Origin of the sequence: Corynebacterium sp. HMSC08C04 (assembly GCF_001807495.1) — a bacterium.
Classification (GTDB): domain Bacteria; phylum Actinomycetota; class Actinomycetes; order Mycobacteriales; family Mycobacteriaceae; genus Corynebacterium; species Corynebacterium simulans.
Map to the genome: position 1 here is coordinate 282,660 of NZ_KV789202.1, position 17,913 is coordinate 300,572.

At 59.8% G+C, this 17,913-nt stretch carries 17 protein-coding genes; 9 read left to right on the forward strand and 8 right to left on the reverse strand.

What is annotated here, in order from left to right; all coding sequences use genetic code 11:
* Nucleotides 1-5 precede the first annotated feature (5 nt).
* Genes HMPREF3169_RS04545 through HMPREF3169_RS04555 form a run of 3 tightly spaced genes read right to left on the reverse strand, consistent with a single transcriptional unit; the run spans nucleotide 6 to nucleotide 2,769 of the window.
* Nucleotides 6-1,004 carry an FAD-dependent oxidoreductase gene (locus HMPREF3169_RS04545; protein ID WP_070455811.1) on the reverse strand — a complete coding sequence of 333 codons (999 nt, stop codon included), beginning with the start codon at nucleotides 1,002-1,004 and terminating at the stop codon, nucleotides 6-8.
* Nucleotides 1,005-1,622, reverse strand: a complete 618-nt coding sequence (locus tag HMPREF3169_RS04550; RefSeq protein WP_049146724.1) for a response regulator — start codon at nucleotides 1,620-1,622, stop codon at nucleotides 1,005-1,007. It abuts the gene before it with no gap.
* On the reverse strand, nucleotides 1,615-2,769 hold the full coding sequence (locus HMPREF3169_RS04555) for a sensor histidine kinase (protein WP_246815595.1): 1,155 nt from the start codon (nucleotides 2,767-2,769) through the stop codon (nucleotides 1,615-1,617). The genes HMPREF3169_RS04550 and HMPREF3169_RS04555 overlap by 8 nt, the downstream gene beginning before the upstream one ends.
* A gap of 121 nt (nucleotides 2,770-2,890) precedes the next feature.
* On the opposite strand from HMPREF3169_RS04555, the gene HMPREF3169_RS04560 reads away from it, so the two are divergent.
* From HMPREF3169_RS04560 to HMPREF3169_RS04570, 3 genes are read left to right on the forward strand one after another with little or no spacing between them, the layout of a single operon-like run.
* On the forward strand, nucleotides 2,891-3,886 hold the full coding sequence (locus HMPREF3169_RS04560) for an ABC transporter permease (RefSeq protein ID WP_070455843.1): 996 nt from the start codon (nucleotides 2,891-2,893) through the stop codon (nucleotides 3,884-3,886).
* Nucleotides 3,886-4,500 (forward strand): ABC transporter ATP-binding protein, encoded by a 615-nt coding sequence (locus tag HMPREF3169_RS04565; protein WP_070455812.1) that lies wholly within the window; start codon nucleotides 3,886-3,888, stop codon nucleotides 4,498-4,500. Before HMPREF3169_RS04560 ends, HMPREF3169_RS04565 begins: the two co-directional genes overlap by 1 nt.
* 43 nt (nucleotides 4,501-4,543) lie before the next feature.
* A complete protein-coding gene (locus tag HMPREF3169_RS04570; RefSeq protein WP_235591230.1) occupies nucleotides 4,544-5,344 on the forward strand; it encodes a YwaF family protein in 801 nt (266 codons plus the stop codon).
* Here HMPREF3169_RS04570 and HMPREF3169_RS04575 read toward each other — a convergent pair.
* Together HMPREF3169_RS04575 and HMPREF3169_RS04580 are read right to left on the reverse strand one after the other, a co-directional pair.
* Nucleotides 5,341-6,957, reverse strand: a complete 1,617-nt coding sequence (locus HMPREF3169_RS04575) for a bifunctional ADP-dependent NAD(P)H-hydrate dehydratase/NAD(P)H-hydrate epimerase (RefSeq protein ID WP_070455844.1) — start codon at nucleotides 6,955-6,957, stop codon at nucleotides 5,341-5,343. The two genes, HMPREF3169_RS04570 and HMPREF3169_RS04575, sit on opposite strands and share 4 nt — an antisense overlap.
* Before the next feature lie 21 nt (nucleotides 6,958-6,978).
* Nucleotides 6,979-7,797 (reverse strand): Fpg/Nei family DNA glycosylase, encoded by an 819-nt coding sequence (locus HMPREF3169_RS04580; RefSeq protein WP_070455813.1) that lies wholly within the window; start codon nucleotides 7,795-7,797, stop codon nucleotides 6,979-6,981.
* A gap of 712 nt (nucleotides 7,798-8,509) precedes the next feature.
* On the opposite strand from HMPREF3169_RS04580, the gene HMPREF3169_RS04585 reads away from it, so the two are divergent.
* Together HMPREF3169_RS04585 and HMPREF3169_RS04590 are read left to right on the forward strand one after the other, a co-directional pair.
* Nucleotides 8,510-10,006 (forward strand): DUF1846 domain-containing protein, encoded by a 1,497-nt coding sequence (locus tag HMPREF3169_RS04585; protein ID WP_070455814.1) that lies wholly within the window; start codon nucleotides 8,510-8,512, stop codon nucleotides 10,004-10,006.
* A gap of 58 nt (nucleotides 10,007-10,064) precedes the next feature.
* A complete protein-coding gene (locus HMPREF3169_RS04590) occupies nucleotides 10,065-11,003 on the forward strand; it encodes an oxygen-dependent tRNA uridine(34) hydroxylase TrhO (protein WP_070455815.1) in 939 nt (312 codons plus the stop codon).
* A gap of 49 nt (nucleotides 11,004-11,052) precedes the next feature.
* On the opposite strand, the gene HMPREF3169_RS04595 is transcribed toward HMPREF3169_RS04590, so the two are convergent.
* From HMPREF3169_RS04595 to HMPREF3169_RS04605, 3 genes are all read right to left on the reverse strand, one after another.
* On the reverse strand, nucleotides 11,053-11,529 hold the full coding sequence (locus HMPREF3169_RS04595) for a hypothetical protein (protein WP_070455816.1): 477 nt from the start codon (nucleotides 11,527-11,529) through the stop codon (nucleotides 11,053-11,055).
* 24 nt (nucleotides 11,530-11,553) lie between these two features.
* Nucleotides 11,554-12,537, reverse strand: coding sequence for a universal stress protein (locus HMPREF3169_RS04600; protein ID WP_070455817.1), 984 nt, complete (start codon nucleotides 12,535-12,537; stop codon nucleotides 11,554-11,556).
* A 155-nt stretch (nucleotides 12,538-12,692) separates the two neighbouring features.
* Complete coding sequence (locus tag HMPREF3169_RS04605; protein ID WP_070455818.1) at nucleotides 12,693-13,166, reverse strand: MarR family winged helix-turn-helix transcriptional regulator; 474 nt, start codon at nucleotides 13,164-13,166, stop codon at nucleotides 12,693-12,695.
* A gap of 183 nt (nucleotides 13,167-13,349) precedes the next feature.
* On the opposite strand from HMPREF3169_RS04605, the gene HMPREF3169_RS04610 reads away from it, so the two are divergent.
* From HMPREF3169_RS04610 to HMPREF3169_RS04625, 4 genes are all read left to right on the forward strand, one after another.
* Nucleotides 13,350-13,715 carry a DUF5318 family protein gene (locus HMPREF3169_RS04610; RefSeq protein ID WP_061925232.1) on the forward strand — a complete coding sequence of 122 codons (366 nt, stop codon included), beginning with the start codon at nucleotides 13,350-13,352 and terminating at the stop codon, nucleotides 13,713-13,715.
* 78 nt (nucleotides 13,716-13,793) lie between these two features.
* Entirely contained in the window at nucleotides 13,794-16,037 is a 2,244-nt protein-coding gene (locus HMPREF3169_RS04615) for a transglycosylase domain-containing protein (RefSeq protein WP_070455819.1), read from the forward strand.
* Nucleotides 16,038-16,046: 9 nt separating this feature from the next.
* Nucleotides 16,047-17,537: a glycosyltransferase family 87 protein gene (locus HMPREF3169_RS04620; protein ID WP_070455820.1), complete on the forward strand. Its 1,491-nt coding sequence runs from the start codon at nucleotides 16,047-16,049 to the stop codon at nucleotides 17,535-17,537.
* Entirely contained in the window at nucleotides 17,538-17,726 is a 189-nt protein-coding gene (locus HMPREF3169_RS04625) for a hypothetical protein (protein WP_062036693.1), read from the forward strand.
* Nucleotides 17,727-17,913: the final 187 nt, after the last annotated feature.

Below are 17,913 nucleotides of genomic sequence, written 5' to 3' on the forward strand. Positions count from 1 at the left end.
AGCGCTCAATCAATCCGGCCTTTAATAAAAGAAGCAACGTCTGCCGCCGCCTGCTTGGCAAAGGGGCTAACACCCGTGATGGTGGCTGAGCCCGGGCCAGTCCAGGTGCCGTATCCCACGAGGAAGAGCCCCGGGACGGTGGGCTGGCGGTCTACCAGTAGGCGGGAGATGGGGCGAAGTGCGGGCCGGAAGCCGGTGGCCCAAATCAGGTGATCCGCGTCGATGTCGTCGAGGGAATCCGGCATCGGGGTGGCGCGCAGGAGCCCTTCATCACGCGCCTTGAGCACCGGCGGGACCATGACGATATCGCCCAGGTTCGTATCCGCGCCGGGGTCAGGCTCGCCGCGATTGATGGCGTTGAGACGCTCGCGGTTGCGCCGGAAGAGCACGCGTCCGTCGACGTCGTCAGGCATCCAGCGCGGCTCGCCCCTCGTTAGCCAGGTCGTGGAAATGCCTTCAAGCAGCAGATCTGCCGCGATCTGTGCGCCGGAATTGGCCGCGCCCACCACTGCCACGCGGGAGCCGCTGAACTCCGCAACGCCGGGATAGATGGCCGAATGCCATTGTGTCCCCGCGAACTTACCGGGGTAGTACGGGATGAAGGGCGCACGCCAGGTACCAGTGGCCGCCACCACGGTGCGGGCCAGCAAGCGTTCCGTGCTCGAGTAGACGTGGAAGAACTCGCCATCGTGCTCCACGGACTCAACCATGAAGGGGCGTCGCACCGGCAGCTCATAGCGCTCCTCGTAGCGAGTTAGATAATCCACCACGTGGCTCGCCGGCGGGAAACCTTCATAAAAAGGCATGGGCCAGCCCGGTAGGTTGGAGGCGCTCGTGGTGCTAAACAATGTCAGCGAGGGCCAGGTGTGCAGCCACGCACCACCGGGGCGCGATTCCGCATCCAAGATGGCGAAGTTCAAGCCCTTTCTGCGCAGGTAGTAGGCCGTGGCCAGCCCTGCTTGGCCGCCGCCTAAAACGAGGCAATCATAAACCTGCGCGGACACTTAAATGAGCTTCCTTTCCCGGGCCACGGTGACAGCCGCTGTGCGGGTATCCACGCCCAGCTTCTGATAGATGTGAATCAAGTGCGTCTTCACTGTAGCTTCCGAGATAAACAGGCGCTGGGCAAGCTCCTTATTCGATTTGCCCGTGGCCAGGGCTTCTAGGATCTCCAGCTCGCGGCCGGAAAGCGCCACCTCGGGGCGGGTGATGCGCTCGGCCAAAAGTGCTGCCACCTCGGGTGCCAGGGTGCGTTTGCCGGCGGCCGTGGCCAGGACGGCGTCGTGAAGCGCCTGCTCCGGCGCATCCTTTAGGAGATAGCCCAGGGCGCCTGCCTCCACGGCGGAAACGATGTCGGATTGGGTGTCATAGGTGGTGAGGATGAGCACCGGCGGGCCGCCAGCCTGGGCGAGCTGGGAAGTGGCCGCAATGCCATCGGTGCCGGGCATCTGGATATCGCAAATGACCACGTCAACATGTGGAGCATCGGGAGCTGCAAGCTTGGCGACGTCCGCCCCATCCGCGCCTTCTAGCACCACATCGATGTCGGGGAAAGCGTTCAAAATGGCCCGCAGGCCGGCGCGCACCACGGGATGATCATCGATGAGCATGACGTTAAGCATCCTGGTCCTCCACTTTTTGCGGCATACGGATAGCAAGGGCGGTTCCCTCGCCCGGGGAAGATTCCACCGTGAGCGTACCGCCGTGGCTTTCCACGCGCTGGCGCAGGCCCCGCAGCCCGAAGCCACCCTGCGAAGGTGAAGCAGGGTCCATGCCTTCTCCGTCGTCGACAATGTCGAGCGTGGTCTCGCCTTCAAAACAGCCTAAAGTGACCACCGCGCGCCGGGCGCCAGAATGCTTGAGCATGTTGTTGAGCCCTTCCTGTGCGGCGCGCAGCAGGTCCTGATGGTGCGCTTCGGGCACCGTGCATTCTCCCGAAACAACCAGGTCGATGACGGTATTTTTACCCAGCGCCGCGGCTTGCGCGGCAGCCGAATCCACTACCTGCTGGAGGGCCTCCTCCAAGGAGGCGGCGGGAGATGCTAGCTCGCTGACGAAGCGGCGGGCCTCGCTTAAGTTCTCGCTGGCCACCTTTTCAATCAGCGCCAGCGTCTCTGGGGAAGGATCTTTTTGAGCCGCGCGCGAGAGCAGAACGATGGAGGAAAGGCCCTGGGCCACGGTGTCGTGGATTTCCCGGGAGAGCCGTTCGCGCTCTTCCAGGCGGCCTGCTTGGTGCTCGCTCGCGGCAAGTTCGGCCTGGGTGGCGCGCAGCTGCCGGGCTACCTCCGCGTGGTGCGCCGCCTCAGCCTGCACCATGCGCCCGGCATGGAAGGTGCCGATGGCAAAGGCCGTGCCGATGAAGGGGCCGATGGCCGCCGCGATGGTCCATTCCGCCGGATGCTGCCAGGCGGGCAGGAAGGCCGCCAGCGCCCATAACAATCCGCTGCAGGCGATGCCCGGCCAGCGGGGAAGCGAGCTTAGAAAAGCAAAGACCAGCGGGAACTCCAGCCACATGAAGTCCTGGGCATGCACCATGAGCCCGCACCACAGCACGCACAGCCCTACTAGCCACAGGGCGCGGGGGAGTGCGCGCCGCAGTGCGTAGACCACGGCCAATGCGACTGCCAGACCAAGGGCGCGGGCATCGAGGCGCCCGTCGAGCCCGGCGCGCAGCAGGCCGAATAGCAACAAAAACGCGAACATCACGTGTAGCCCGGCGCGCCAGGGGCTCAGGCGCTTATGGAAGGTCAGCGGGGAGCGCTGTTTCACGTCATTCACAGCCTTTTACCCTAACCCTCAGGCGGGACACGGGGAATCAACCAGTTGGTTGACTCGAAGTTCAACTAGCGGCCCGATTACTAATCCGCGCGCGGTAGCGATGCTTGAAGCTATGTTTCTTGCACTTAGAGAATTGCGCGCAGCCCGCGGGCGCTTTGCGCTGATTGGGTTGGTAGTCGCGCTCATTACCTTGCTTTTGGTCATGCTCTCTGGACTCACGGAGGGCCTTAGCAAACAAAACACCTCGGCTTTGGAGGCCTTGGGGCATGAGTATGAGCAGGCGAGCTTTAGCACCCAGAAGCCAACTTTTACGGAGTCAGAGATTTACGAGGACGATGTGGTGCCTGGCAGCGCGCCTTTGGGTACCGCGCAGACCAAGGTGGAGGGCTTCGGTGGCGTGGCCGTGCTGGGTCTGCCGGCGGGCGAGCCTATTCCGGGTACCAAGCAGCAGGTGCCGGCCACGGGAGTGGTGGCCTCGCAAGCGATTACGCAGGGAAATTCCGTGGTGATTGGGGATGAGACCTATGCCGTTCGCGGCACCGTGCCGGATCTGTACTATTCCCACTCGCCGGTGCTGTGGGTTTCCACGCAGACCTGGGCGCAGTTGAGCCACGCGCCTTCCGACGTCGTGGGTACCGCCCTCCTGCACGCGAACAGCATTGCCACCGGGCTTCCCACGTCCGTCAGCATGCGCGAGGCCTTAAGCGGCCTGCCCGCCTACACCTCGGAGCGCGGCTCGCTTTTGACCATGCAGGGCTTCCTGTATGCAATCTCGGCGCTCGTGATGGTGGCTTTCTTGAGCATCTGGACCATGCAACGCACCCGCGATCTTTCGATTCTGCGTGCGCTGGGGGCGCGGACGCGCTACCTGCTTGGCGACGCCCTGGCACAATCCGCACTCATCCTCGCCCTCGGAGTTGGTGTGGGCGCCGCAGTGGGCTGGGGCCTGGGCGCGCTCGCGCAATCGACGGTGCCTTTTGTGCTCTCGGCGCGCACGATTGCTGCCCCGGCCGCTGTCATGTGGGTACTCGGCATGCTGGGCGCGGTGCTGGCCACCCGCCGAATCAGCAAAATCAACCCTTTGGATGCGTTGGGAGGACAAGGCTAATGCTAGAGATTGAAAACGTGACGGTCACCTTCCCCGATGGCCGCGAGCGCGTGGTGGCGCTGGATGACGTCAGCCTGGCCATCAAGCCGGGCCAGCTCATGGCCGTCGTCGGCGAATCCGGCTCCGGCAAGTCCACCTTGCTCTCCGTGGCTGCTGGGCTAATCGAGCCCGATAGTGGTCGCGTGCGGGTAAGCGGTGAGCGCGGCATCATCTTCCAACAATCCAACTTGGTCAGCTCGCTCAATGCCCTGGATCAACTTCTCATTGTGGACCATATGGCAGGCCGAAAACCTCGCCGTGAAAAGGCGCGGGAGTTGCTTGAGTATGTAGGCCTGCCCGGGATGGAGGCTCGCCGCATCACCCAGCTTTCTGGCGGTCAGCGCCAGCGCATCAATATCGCGCGTGCCTTGATGGCCGACCCCGAGGTGCTGCTCGCGGATGAGCCGACAGCGGCGCTGGATTCTGCGCTCTCGCGCGACGTCGCCAAGCTGCTGCGTGACATCACCGATGAACAACAGACCGCAACGATGCTTGTAACCCATGACCGCAGCCTGCTGGATTTTGCGGACAATGTGGTCACTGTCAAGGACGGAAAATTGGTGTCCGGTAACTAAAGTCCTGCAAGCGGGCGCAAACGGAGTATTCTGTTTTCCCGTTATGCCGAAAAAGAATCCGCGAGTGCGCGTCACGCCCACCACCTATCCCCGCATGGCGCAATGGACCGGAGTGCATTACACGATGCTTTCTGTGACCATTGCCGCATGCGGTGTATTCATCGTGGCTGCACGACGCATCCGGGGCACTACCAAGGAGACCTTCTATCGGCAGATGACTGGCTGGGTGATGCTGGTGCTCGGTACGGCATGGACCATCGTCTCCCTGGACCCTTCGCAATTCGACATCCGTGAATCTCTGCCGCTGCACCTGTGCGATATTCTGCGCCCAGTGTTGGCGCTCGGTCTGATTACGGGCAATGAGCATGCGCTGACGCTGACCTATTACTGGGGCATCATCTTGAACCCGCAGGCGATTATCACCCCAGATGTTATTTATTACTTCGATCCGCGCTGGCTGCGCTTTGCCACCTATTGGTTCTTCCACATCACCGCACTGGCCATTCCGCTGGCGTTGACCTTCGGCTTGGGCTACCGCCCGACGTGGAAGGGTTACCGCTTTGCGGTGGGAGTAACCCCGGTGTGGATGGCCAGCGTCATGGCGGTCAACGCCCGCACAGATGGCAACTATGGATTCTTAAACCACGCGCCGGGCAGCCCCTCCATCATCAACCTGCTGGGGCCGTGGCCGTGGTACATCCTCGCCGAGATCGGCGCCGTGGCAGGTGCCTGGGCTGCGATGACGTGGCCGTGGGAAACCCGTAGGCTGCGCCGCGGCACGGTGGCTGCCGGTGCCAAGGGGCTGTTGCGCCGCTCCGTGCGCGCCGTGGCAAATAGGCTTTAGCGAGCCATACGCAAAAGCTTGGCGACGGCCCGCGGGATCGCCCCGGCAATCTGCGAAGCCGAGCAGATGGCATAGCCGTCGGGGGTTTCGGCAGCTACTGCCGCAGCGTGGGCCTGAATGGCGCCGGCGTGGAGGACTTCTGTGATTATCTCGGTGAGCGTCGTGCGGCCTACCTGTGCTCTGTCCTCAAGATGTAGCTGCGCCAGCACGGTGCCGAGGATGCCCGCGAGCACGTCGCCTGAACCAGGGGTCGCGGCATAGGAATGGCCTGCATTGTAGGCATAAATGGGTTGGCCGGGTGCGGTAACCAGGGTATTTCTTCCCTTGAGCAGCACGATGCAGCCCAGTGCCGTGGCGAGCTCCTGCAGTGGCGCTGCTTTGCCTGATGACAGGTCGAGGTCCTTGTTGAAGGTCGCCTCGTAAAGCTCGGTGAACTCGCCCAGGTGAGGGGTGAGAACCGTGACGGGCAGGCTTCCTAGGCGGGCGCGCAACTCGGGGTGACGGGCAAGGAGTCGCAGCGCATCGGCATCGATGACGGCCGGGATGAACCCATCGAGTACCTCCGCGAGCTCCGCTTGGGCCGCAGCGTCAGTGCCGCGTCCTGGGCCCACGACGATGGCCTGGGCGTGACCTGCTGAGTCAAGATTTGGGTGAACCACGAGTTCCGGCAGGAGCGAGGTGATGGAGCGGTCTCCGATAAAGCGCACCATGGCCGGGCTGGTGCGCACTGCCGCGGTGGCTGTCAAGATGCCAGCTCCGGGATAGGTGTCGCTTCCGGCGGCAATAGTGACCACGCCACCGGAATATTTATCGGAGGAAATTCCTGGGGTGGGATCAACGATTGGTCCGGTACAGCCAACCGGGCGCGGGTGCGTGGCGATGCCGTGGGCGGTCTCGATGTTGCCGGGGCGCCACGCATATGTGGATTCCAGGGTGGGCTCGTTGGCGATGTGCCCGGCCGGTTGCGCGAGCGATTCGAGCATCGCGCTAAACGATGTCACGCCGGGCAGCGTTAAGTCCGCCAGCACTACTTGGCCGCACTCGGCTGCAAGCACATGACCCATGCGTGTCCAACCGAAAGTTACGGTGACGTCAGCATGCACGGCGCCTTTGCGGGCGGCTACGCCAGTGTCCGCATTAATGCCAGTGGGCATATCGACTGCTAGAACCGGAATGCCTGCTGCCTGCTCGTAGGCCTCCAGCGCTTGGCCGCTGAGCCCGCGTCCGGAACCGAGACCAGCCACGGCGTCGATAAGCAAGCTCGTGTCATCGGGCAGGTAAGCGGTGGAATTAGGAGTGGACCCACTTTTTAGAACCTCTCCGCCGGCTTCCTCGAAAGCAGCAAGGGCGGCTGCGTGGCAGGTCTCGGGGACGAGTGCTGTGACGGCGTGCCCCTGCTGAGCGAGAAGAGCGCCGGCGAAAAGGCCGTCGCCGCCGTTGCCACCGCTGCCTGCCAGAATCATCACGTGGCCTGGGTGCGCGGCGAGCATTACCGCGGCGGCATCGGCCACCGCGTGGGCGGCTAATTGCATGAGCTGGTCTGGATAGCTCTGCTGGGCGAGCAGGCGCTCCTCGGCAGCGCGGACGGCGTCGACGGAAAAGGCATATCGCATGCCGTCCAAAATACCCCCTGTTTAGGCTGGAGCGTTCTGGCAGGTAGGGCACCAGAACAGGTTCCTGCCTTCGAGCTTCTTTTCTGCGATGGGCTCGCCGCAGATATAACAAGGCATGCCGGCGCGGCGGTAGACATAAACCTCGCCGCCGTGGTCATCCTTGCGTGGCGCGCGGCCCATGGCCTCTGGCGTGTGCTCCGGGCGGACCGTGTCGATGCGGGCGGTGGGCACGCCGGCGCGCATGAGTTCTACCAGGTCCTCCCAGATGACATCGAATTCGTGGCGGTCCAGTTCATTGCCGGCAATAAAAGGTGAGATGTTCTGGCGGAATAAAACCTCGGCGCGATAGATGTTGCCGACTCCGGCAAAGAGATGCTGATCCATCAGCAAGGAGCCGATGCTGCGGCTCGACCTGTGCACCCGCGGCCAAAGGTCGGCCGGTGATGCGTCCTCGCGGATGGGGTCCTGGCCAATCTTGGCGAGCACGACGTCATACTCAGCATCCGTAATGAGCCGGCACCACTGCGGCCCGCGGAGGTTGGCAGCTAGGTCATCGCTTTCGACGCGCAGGCGAATCTGGCCCCAGACATCGTCCAAAGGCTCAAAGCGCAAGCTGCCGATCAACCCGAGGTGAATATAGATGATGTGCTCTGGCGCATCGGCGGAAAAGTGCATAAAGAGGTGCTTGCCGCGCGCTTCGGCGAAATCGAGCTGCGTCCCATCGAGCATGGCTGCTTCCGCCGCAAAGCGGCCTTGCGGACTCGTGACGCGCAGCGGCCCACCCCGGAATTCACGGTTGAGGCGCTGTGCAAGGTGATGGATGATGTGGCCTTCGGGCATGGGGATAAGTCTATTGCATGTGCTGCGAAGAAAACCTAAGGATAAAACGGACATTATTCCCGTTTGGAATGTGGGATTGAAGTGCGAAGATGAGATTTAAACGTTCATTTCCCGCTTTAAAGGTCTAGTTCAAATAGGTGAAAGTTAACATAATAAACATTTATCCAATTTGTTTCTTAGACTATATCGCGACCATATTTAATAAAGATCGACCCAAACATACGGTGACCCGTTTCACATTTATTTTTCTTCCGGGTTAATTGGACTAGAAAGTGCCAGCACATGGCGCTAACTTTTTATAAAGTTAGGATTGGTTGATGAATTTCTTTATCAGATTTTTGTCCGATTGGCTTTGAAAACGTTGACTTTGAAACCGCCGTTGATATGCTTCGCATGGATGTATCTACTGGTGAGTGATAGATCCAACCGCTGCGCATGTAGGGGTGCGCGGCGGCTATAGTCAGGTGGGTGGGACTGCCTGGCTATAGAGGGTGAGGGCTTGTTCCACACCCTTAGAGAGACAGGTAACGCCTGGGCCCATCCTTTCCAGGGCCCAGGCGTTACTCGTATGTTTTAGCCGGCGTCGTCAGTGCGGTTTCTTGCGGTGTGATGCCGTGGCAGGGCGTATGAGTAAACACAGTTCTTTCGAGTAAAATCCAATCCAAAAGATCCAGCCCGGTTGCGGGGATTGTCTATGGCGGAAGGCCTTTAAATGACGCGTTTGCTTGGTTTTGACCGTGAGAAGTACATCGAGATGCAGTCGGAGCACATTCATGCACGGCGCGGAGAAATCGGTGGCAAACTCTACTTGGAGATGGGCGGCAAGCTCTTTGATGACATGCACGCCTCCCGCGTGCTGCCGGGCTTTACTCCAGACAACAAGATCGCCATGCTTGAGCGCATCAAAGACGATGTCGAGATTCTCATCTGCATCAACGCCAAGGACATTGAGCGCCAGAAGATGCGCGCTGACCTCGGAATCCTCTACGAAGATGACGTTTTGCGCTTGGTCGACGTCTTCCGTGGCCGTGGCTTCCTAGTAAACAACATCGTTATGACCCAGCTGGAAGATGGCAACAGCCAAGCTGAGGCCTTCATTGACCGCCTGGAGCGCCTTGGCCTGAGCGTTGCACGTCACCGCGTTATCCCGGGATACCCTTCGAATACAGACCTCATCGTTTCTGAGGAAGGCCTTGGCCGGAACGAGTACGCGGAAACCACGCGTGACCTGGTTGTCGTCACTGCGCCGGGTCCAGGCTCAGGCAAGCTGGCGACCGCCCTATCGCAGGTCTACCACGAGCACCAGCGCGGTGTGCAGGCTGGATACGCCAAGTTTGAGACCTTCCCTATCTGGAACCTGCCGCTCGATCACCCAGTGAACCTGGCTTACGAGGCCGCAACCGTTGACCTCAACGACGCAAACGTCATCGACCACTTCCACTTAAGTGCCTACGGCGAGTCCACGGTGAACTACAACCGCGATGTCGAGGCCTTCCCGCTGCTCAAGACCCTCCTGGAGAAGCTGACCGGCAACACCCCGTACCAGTCCCCGACGGACATGGGCGTCAACATGGCTGGCTTCTGCATCACCGATGACGAAGTCTGCCGTGAGGCCTCCAAGCAGGAGATTATTCGTCGCTACTTCAAGGCCTTGGTGGAAGAAGCACGCCTCGGCTTGGATTCCACGCAGTCCGAGCGCGCGGCCGTCGTCATGGCGAAGGCCGGCATCAAGTCTGATGACCGCCCAGTAGTAGCGCCGGCGCGCAAGCGTGCCGCCGAAACTGACGAGCCAGCCTCTGCGCTGCAGCTTGCCGACGGCACCATCATCACCGGCCGCACTTCTGCGCTGCTGGGCTGCTCCGCTGCCATGCTGCTCAATGCGCTTAAGCATCTCGCCGGCATCGACGATGAGATCCACCTGCTGAGCCCAGAGGCCATCGAACCGATCCAGAAGCTCAAGACCGAGTATCTGGGTTCGCGTAACCCGCGCCTGCACACCGACGAGGTGCTCATCGCTCTTTCCGCCTCCGCTGCGAAGGACGAGAACGCTCGCCGTGCAATGGCGGAACTAAAGCAGCTTGCAGGTTGTGACGTTCACACCACCACCATCTTGGGCTCGGTGGATGAGGGAATCTTCCGCAATTTGGGCGTGCTCGTGACCTCCGATCCGGTCTTTGCACGTAAGCAGGCGCTTTACCAGAAGCGCTAAACCCAAAGATTTCCGGGAAATTTAGGAAAAGCAACAGCTCACGCCTACAATCGATGGCGTGAGCCTTAGCAAAATTCTCCTTTATTACTGCTTTACCCCAATCAGCGATCCCACTGCCATCATGTTGTGGCAGCGCAACCTGTGCGAAAAGCTTGGGCTAAAGGGCCGCATCCTCATCTCCGAGCACGGAATTAACGGCACCGTCGGTGGTGACATGGATGCTTGTAAGCGCTATGTCCGTGAGACCCGCGAGTACCCGGGCTTTAAAAAGATGGAATTCAAGTGGTCCGAGGGTAGTGCCGATGATTTCCCACGCCTGTCCGTGAAGGTTCGCGACGAAATCGTGGCATTCGGCGCGCCCGGTGAGCTGAAGGTGGATGAGAACGGCGTCGTCGGTGGCGGCGTGCACCTGAAGCCAGAGCAGGTTAACGAGCTGGTTAAAGAGCGCGGCGACGAAGTCGTCTTCTTCGATGGCCGCAATGCCATGGAAGCTGAGATCGGCAAGTTCAAAAACGCCGTCGTCCCAGATGTTAAGACCACCCATGATTTCATCCAGGAAATCGAGTCCGGCAAGTATGACTGGATGAAGGATAAGCCAGTCGTTTCCTATTGCACCGGCGGCATTCGTTGCGAGATTCTTTCTTCCCTGATGAAAAATCGTGGTTTCAAGGAGGTCTATCAGATAGACGGCGGCATCGTCCGTTATGGCGAGAAATTCGGCAACGACGGTCTTTGGGAAGGCTCCCTCTACGTCTTTGACAAGCGCATGCACTACGAATTTGGGCAGGGCCTGCAAGATCCAGGTTTTATTCAGCTTGGCCACTGCGTGCATTGCGGCAATGCCACCAACACCTTCCATAACTGCATCAACGAGGACACCTGCCGCAAGCAGGTGCTCATCTGTGATGACTGCATCCAGAAGGTAGAAACCCAGCACTGTGGGCGTCCAGATTGCGCGGAAGTAGCCGTAGCCGCGGCGCAAGGCGCAGCTCAGTAACCAGCTGGAACCTGCAAGGTTCCAGCCTCTCCTTTCCCTCGGGGAACGGTTAGCCCAGCGGAACCAACAAGATTTGAATGTCGGTGATGCACCACAGCATGAAGTTGCAGGCCATTACCCAGAAAATTGCCATCCAGGAGCGCCAGCGCAGATAGCGTTTGAGCTTGCGCACCATGATGACGGCGGTGCCCACCATTCCCAGGAACGGGATGATGACGGTGGTCAGTGCAAAGAAGCGGCGCTGGCCTTCGGTGCACAGCCAGGTGGCAAGCTGGGCGTCGCAAAGCGCCCCGCCCTGGGAGCGGGTAATTAGTGCCACCGCAAATGCGTAGAGGCCGGAAAGCAGCAGCACAGCAACCATGAACCAGATAGCCTGCCGGGAAGAGCGGCGGTTGGCCGCAGCTACCGCTAGGGGATCTGGCTCATCCGCGAGCTCATCGAAAGAGCTTGGCTCCGGGCGCCGCAGGTTGGCGTAGTCGGCATCAGTTGTCAGATCGTTTTCCGGATGCGCAGGCTGGAGATTCATAGGCCAAAGTCTAGTCGCCGTGGATTAGCCCGCAGTTTCGACTGAAGGCGCAGAGTCCGAGGGACGCACCAGAACCGGGACGCGCACATGCGGAAGCAGCTCGGTGGCCGTGGAGCCGATGAATACGCGTTCGAAGGGGCCCATCGGGGAAGAACCTAGGCACATCAAGTCGCCCTTCTTCCACTTCAGCGAGTCCACCGCGCCAGACCAGCCATGGCCGGTGCCGATTGCGGTAGTAATCGGTAGCTCTGGGAAGCGCTCTGCCACCACATCGTGTGCGCGGTCCAGCATGGACAAGGAATGCTCGTGCCAGCCTTTGGCTAGCTTGGAGGCGACGTCGACGTTGCCGCTGACCTGGGCGTCGAGAAGGCCGTCGGCGGAAAAGGCCACGATGCGCAGCGGAACGTTCCATGCATTCGCCAAGCGGGCGGCGCACAGCAAGGCGGGATCCTCGGAGTCGCCGCGCTCGGTGAAAGCGAAGTTGATGCGGGTCACGCCATGCTTGGAAAGCTTGATATCGCGCGGGGAAAGGCCCAGCGGAATAGGGGAGAAGTGCAGCAGGGCGTCGGCAGTCGAGCCTGCGAAGAAACGGCCTTTTGGCGCGGATTGGTTAGCGCCAAGCAGGATTGCATCCGCGCCGAATTCTTCTGCCATCTCGGTCAGCAGCTGCGGGCGGGAGGGGCCGGCCAAAAGAACGGAAGGTTCTTCGTCCAGCTGGGAATCGGAGATACCCGCCGCCTCGAGTGCTTCCAGAACGCGTTCTTTGCACTTGGCCTGTTCCTTGGTGAACCACTTTTTAAATTTATTGCCGTGCTTCTTCAGCGCGGTGGTGGCCAGTGGGACGGAGATCGTGGAAACGACCCTGATGCGAACGTTGGTGGAGCGGGCGAGCCACGCTGCAAAATCGATCGCTTCAGTGCCAGTGGAGGAAGGACTCCACGAAATTAGGATTCGCACAGGGTCTTTAGCGAGAGAAGCAAAAGACCTGTGTTGATGATTTTTATCCATTCAGCAATACATCCCGTGAACTGTCCGGGGGCGTAATTCTTAGCCCATTATTAGTCACGGGAGGGGCGAAAAAGAAATCCGGGCCTGGTCCGCATTACCCCTGGTCGCTTTGGTCTACATGCGGTTTCATGCCCGGTTTCTTTGCTAAGCGGGCTTTAGTTCATTGTCGGGCGATAGACGTCTGCCAACTTGGCAATCAGGGAACTCATCTGACGAGCCTCTTGCAAGTCTTTAGGTTCCATCCACTGCAGGATCTCCGCCAGGGCGGCGGCACGCTGACGGGAGACGATGTTCAGTTCAGATTCACCTAGTTGGGTCAGTGCCACGAGGACGCCGCGGCGGTCTTTGTCATCTCGGTGGCGCTCCACAAAGCCGTGGCGCTCCAATTGGTATAGGGCATTGGACGCGGTGGGCATGCGGATGAGTTCTGCCTGTGCGATGGTGCTCACGCGGGATGGGCCGCGCAGGCGCAGCTGGTTCATGATAGAGACCTGGGAGGTGGTCAGGGAGGAACCTTCGGTGGTGCGTTGGAAGATGAGCATCAGCTTGTTTAGTGCGGGCTGAATGCTGCGGGCTACGTCAAGGGCGTCTTCGTAGGTGGAGGGGGACTCAGCAGCTTGTTCACTCATGGAAAGTAATAGTAGCGCCCGTACACTCGCAACGGTAGTTAGGCCACGAAAAATTTAGCTTTTGAGTTGAAAAATACTTTCCGCTCATTCGCACGCGGGAACAGGTGGCGTGGTTAAGCTGTTGTCTAATTTGGTGTCTGGTCAACTTCAGGCCTGGATCTAGGAAAGGAGGATAGGACCACTGTGGCGGTTTCTTTCAAACACGTGATCTCCCACGAGTGGGAGCGTGCGCAGCACCTGCGCAAATATCGAGCGGGCCTTATAGAAAAGGACGCGCTTTGCGACGCCGACTTTCTCCTCCGCGCAGCAGCCAAGCACCATGGCATCGACATGGTGCGCAAATGTCCTCTCTGCGGGGAGGCGATGCGCCTTACTAAATGGGTCTATGGCGAGGCGTTAGGGCGGCGTGCCGGCAGCGCGCGCAGCGATGAGGAAATCGCAGAATTCGTCGCCGAAGGCATCGAATTTACGGTTCATAAAGTCGAAGTTTGTACGGCGTGCCGGTGGAATCACCTATTGGCGGCGGCGACGGCCTATGATGAAGGTTAGTTTTTGGCTCGGCCGTTGTGGCCGGTAAGCTGCATTTATTTAAGAAAATCTGCCCATGATTGACGAGGACACGAAGCAGTGACCGAAAAGGAATCCGCCCAACAGAGAGCTGGGCGTCATAGTAAAAGATCTACGAACCAGCGCAAACGACGTCGCTGGCCCTGGATTGTTTTGATCGTTGCCTTGGTGCTCGTGGTTGTGCCCGCAGCTCTCTTCGGCTACGCCTACTCCCAATACACGGTCCCGGATCCAAAGGACCTTCAGGCCAACCAGGTTTCGACCATTGTTGCTGGTGACGGAAACACCCAGCTGGCTAAGTTGGTGCCGCCGGAAGGCAACCGCACGCAGGTCAAGCTGGAAGAAGTCCCTGATTACGTAGAAGATTCCGTGCTTTCGGCCGAAGACCGCGAGTTCTGGACCAACTCGGGCTTTTCCTTTACCGGCTTAGGCCGCGCAGTCTTGGGAAAGCTCACCGGTGACTCCACCGCGGGTGGTGGCTCCACCATTACCCAGCAGTATGTGAAAAACACTCTGGTGGGTGACGAGTACTCCTATGTCCGTAAGATTCGTGAGCTCATCTACTCCATCAAGATGACCAACGAATGGTCTAAGGAAGACATCCTGCAGGCCTACCTGAATACGGTCTACTTCGGACGTAATGCTTATGGTATCCAGGCTGCTTCGAACGCCTACTTCAACAAGGACGCAAAGGATCTCACCGTGGAAGAGGGCGCCATGTTGGCCGGCCTTATCCAGTCTCCTTCCGTTCTTGATCCGCGCGTTGATGAGGAAAGCTCCAAGGCGCGTTGGAACTATGTTCTCGATGGTTTGGTAGAGATGGGCGATCTCAACGCCACCGAGCGTAAGGGAATGCAGTTCCCGCAGACTCGTGATCCTTCCGAGTACTCCGCATACACCGAGGCGCCGGGCGCTTTTGGCCACATCAAGAATCAGGTCATCGCCGAACTCGAGCGCGTTGGCATCACTGAGGATCAGGTGGCAACCGGTGGTCTGAAGATCACCACCACCATCGATATGAACGTGCAGAACGCCTCCACCGATGCGGTGGATGGTCAGCTGGCTTCCCTGCAGGAAGACGCACGTGCTGCTGCCGTCACCATTGACCCGGCAACCGGCGGTATCCGCGGCTACTTCGGCGGCAACGAGGCAACTGGTTGGGACTACGCAAATGCGGGTCTGCAGACCGGCTCCACCTTCAAGATCTTCACTCTTGCGGCAGCACTGCAGCAGGGCATTGGCTTGGATACCTATTACTCCTCGGCTCCTTATCAGCTGCCTGGTTCCCAGGTGGTTACCAACGTCGATGGTGGCTGCGGCAGCTGCTCCATCGCTGAGGCGTTGAAGAAATCCTACAATACCTCCTTCCTCCGCCTGCAGGACGATCTGGAAAACCGTACGCAGGACACCGCAGACATGGCGCATGCTCTGGGTATTGCAAAGTCGCTGCCGGGCATCGATAAGACCCTGAGCGAGAAGGGCGGGACTCCGTTCGAGGGCGTTGTGCTGGGCCAGTACCAGTCCCGTCCGCTGGATATGGCTAGCGCTATGGCCACTTTGACCAACGGTGGCGTTTGGCACCAGCCTCACTTCGTTCAGAAGGTGGAGACCACCGGCGGCGAGGTTCTCTACGAGTTCGATGACAAGGGTGGCGAGCGCCGTGTTTCCGCGAACGTTGCCAACAATGTCTTGAAGGCAATGCTCCCGGTCGCAGGTTGGTCCAACGGTGCTCTGGCCGGCGGCCGTGAGTCCGCTTCCAAGACCGGTACCACGCAGCTGGGCGATACCGGCAACAACAAGGACGCTTGGATGGTTGGCTCCACCCCGCAGCTAGCAACCGCCGTGTGGGTTGGTACCGCTGACAACACCTCTGCCATCTTCAACTCCTATGGCGGAATCATGTACGGCTCCAACTCCCCGACTCAGATTTGGAAGCAGATTCTGGATACCTCGCTGGCTAACGCTGAGTACAAGTCCTTCCCGCAGGCTTACCCCGTCCGTTACGGTAGCGGTAGCTGGGGTTCGGGTTACACCGGCTCCTACGACTCTTCCTATAACTCCGGTACCGCTGGCGGCGACAGCAACACCGCTCCGGAACAGGACGCTCAGGCACCTACTCCGGCACCAGAGGAACAGGCCCAGCAGCCGGCGCCTTCGCCGGAACAGCAGCAAGGCCAGCCGGGTCAGCCGGGACAGGGTCAGCAGGGCCGTCCGGCACCGCCTAATCAGCCGGCGCAAGATGTCCCGTCGATTGAGGACATCATTAGCGGCCAAGGCGATTTGGCCGATCTGCTTAATCAATAGGAGATCAGCGTGACTGATAGGGCCCTTCGTAAGGTGAAGTCGGGGGCGCAAGCTCGCCCCACTTCACCCGTTGCCCCCGTATCACCCGCCGCCACCGATAAGGCAGCGGCGGAAAATACTGGACTCGTTCCGCTTTCGTCGGAGCCTTTTGCGCACGATGTCGTCGAGTTCTTCGGAGGGCCGAAGGGTCGTTTCGCATATTCGGGCAAGGAGCAATGGTTTAGCCCCCTGCGCGCCCTCATCGCGGTGGCTTGGATGTTTCTGGTATTCGGCTTTCTCAGCAAGGCCACTTGCGCGGGCAGCCGCACTTCTGCAGAAGGGCTCATTTCGCTGAACTGGGATGGCAACCGTCAGTACACCTCGTTCTGCTACAACGACATCATCCCGCTCTACGGTGGCCGCGGCCTCGACCAGGGTGGCTTCCCTTATGCCTTTTCGTGGCAGGAGGGTGACCTCACTCGCTACATGGAATACCCAGTCTTGGCCGGGATGTTTCAGGGAATCATGGGTTGGCTCTCGCGCACTACCTACCCGGTGGGCCACTGGTTTGGCATCGCCGAATCCGGTTGGTACTTCGGGCTCACCGCACTGGTGATGTCGTGCATCTGGGTCGTTACCGTCTACATGGTCTTCCGCCTGACCGGAAACCGGGCGTGGGACACCGTACTGATGGCGGCCAGCCCACTGGTAGTCATCCATGGATTTACCAACTGGGACATCCCCTCCATCGCTTTCATGGTGGGCGCACTTCTCGCCGTAACCCGTGGCAAGAATTGGCTCGCCGGAATCCTGATTGGTTGCGGTACTGCGTTCAAGCTGTGGCCACTATTCATCCTGGGCGCGTTCTTAGTGCTGGCAGTGCGAAACAAGAAGTGGGCGCCGTTAGGCGGAATGCTCGGCGGTACGGTGATCTCCTGGCTCGTGGTCAACGTCCCTGTGGCAGAAAAGTACCCGGAGGCTTGGCACGAGTTCTTCCGCTTGAACGAGGAACGTGGCGCGGAGTGGACCACCATCTATGCCGTGCTTAACCGCGTGACGGGAATCGAGTTCAGCCCGGAATTCCTCAACGCCTTCACCCTGCCCGCCTTCCTCATCGCATGCGCGGTCATTGGAGTCTTCGGACTGCGGGTGGCACGTACGCCGCGCGTGGCCGAGCTAATCTACCTAATTTTGATGGCCTTCTTGTTGGTGAACAAGGTTTGGTCCCCGCAGTATTCGCTGTGGTTGGTGGTCCCGGCTCTGTTAGCCCTGCCGCGTTGGCGTTTGCTGATGAGCTGGATGCTTGTCGACGCCCTGGTGTGGCCGGTTCTCATGTGGCACATGCTGGGGGAGGAAAACAAGGGCATCGGGCATGAGCTGCTCGATATCATGGTCATCGCCCGCGACGGCTTCATCATCGTCATTGGTGTGCTCGTCGTGCGCCAGATGCTGGGCAAGAGCGTCGATAAAGTCCGCGCGGCACACGCAGGCCGCGATCCGCTAGTAGGGGAGTTTGCCTAAATGGGTATCACAATCGTGGGAATCGTTTCGATCGTCCTCGGGTTCTTCTGCGTCATGGCTGCTTACTATCTCTATCAGCGCAGCGAAGATCGCCGTTGGCCCATCTTGCTTGGCCTACTGGCGCTTTTGTTTCTGACGGTGATTCCAGCCGGCAGTGCGATCTTCTTCGCCACCACCATGCGGAGCTAGGTGCGAGCCACGCGCACGGTCGTTCGTGTGCTTGGTTACAGACTGTAAGTCCTCAGCGGAAATATCCCGTTGGGGATTTCTTTTTGGCCGGTCAATGCGCTATTGTGATGGGGTTGCTTGACGCAACGTACCCTCCTGCCATATCCGCAAAGGTGATATGGCCGAAAACAATTACTAGACCATAGGA